Here is a 1,259-nt window from a genome sequence, read left to right on the forward strand (position 1 = left end):
AATGGGGTTGATCGGCGGCGGCGCTGTACCAGCACGCTCAACGATCAGAAGCCGGTATGGTCATGCTGTTATCAAGACCGGGCACTCAATGCGTGCAACGCTACACCCCACCGGCGGCAAGTCACGTGCGGGCAACGTCCGGTCGTGTCGTCAGCAGCATTGTTTGAGCGTGTACCGATGGTTAAAGCAGGTTCCATAGTCGAGGACGGAGGTTTGAAGAATGACGCAGGCTGGCCGATGATGACGCGGGTTTTCTTCCGTACCGCCTGTTGTTTGGTCACGGCGCTTTATAGCTTCGGCGTCACGTCAATTTTGGGCTCTCCAGCTTCGGCCCAAGCTAAACAATCCACTGAGACTGCTGCAGTAAATGCAGAAGAAGTCATACGTGAACTGCGCAAACGTTACGAAAATTTCGATCAGTGGTCGCTGGATGATATAGCCAATCGGGCACCGGCACTTGCCATCGAGATTTTTACCAGGAACATTTCTGATGGGATTAATTGGCATGGCATGATTCCGCAGCGAATTGTGCGTGAACATGGCAAAGAAGCGCCGCGCTTGTTCATGGTAGCCACCTACGATCGGCTGGCAGCCCTTAATTTATACGAGACGCCGTATAATGTGGAACTGCGTGGTGGCATAATGAACGCTTTAGGTCTGACCATAGCAGATTCCAGAAGCCTAATCCTCGATCGCCCGGTCACGCTCACTCGCACCGATGGCACCACCATTCAAGCCACGCCCGCTCAGGCCATGCTGCACCAGATCAGCCGTGCGGCAGCGGACCCTACACTGAAAGATGCGCTCACGCTGCCAGAACAAGGCCAACCCTTCTTCGGCAGTTTGGGTGGCATTTTGGCGCTGCCCAATAGTTTGTTGGACGCGTTGAAGCGTGAGAATCCGCGCTTCGCAGATCGATTGGAAACGCTACGCGGCAAAGCCATTCTGCCCGTTGGCCCGCAGGAGGTTTATTTTGCAGGCCAAGTCGGCCAGCTGCGCGGCACAAACAACATTGCGGATTGGCGCATCGACCGTGCCGATGCCGTGAGATTGTGTCCGCAGCTTCCTGCAATTGAGCGAGATTTGACCAACTTGACCCGAAGGGACGTGCGGGTGGATGAGGCCCAAATGGCAGGCGCGGCGCGGGCTAGCGATCTTTGCCCCAGGTAGGAACATTCGGGTTTCTCCTTGAAAGTGGCCGCCCATCAGGGCTGCCGCCCGTGCACCGCATAGAGCCGCTGGTCACACCCCGCGCGCCA

The 1,259-nt window shown here is 56.6% G+C and carries 1 protein-coding gene; it reads left to right on the plus strand.

What is annotated here, in order from left to right:
• The coding region (locus LI72_RS18630; protein WP_231562537.1) for a hypothetical protein at positions 1 to 1,170 on the plus strand (1,170 nt) is incomplete at its 5' end.
• Positions 1,171 to 1,259 lie beyond the last annotated feature (89 nt).

It is taken from the genome of Sphingomonas sp. 35-24ZXX, from assembly GCF_000786215.1.
In the GTDB taxonomy this organism is placed as follows: Bacteria; Pseudomonadota; Alphaproteobacteria; order Sphingomonadales; family Sphingomonadaceae; genus Blastomonas.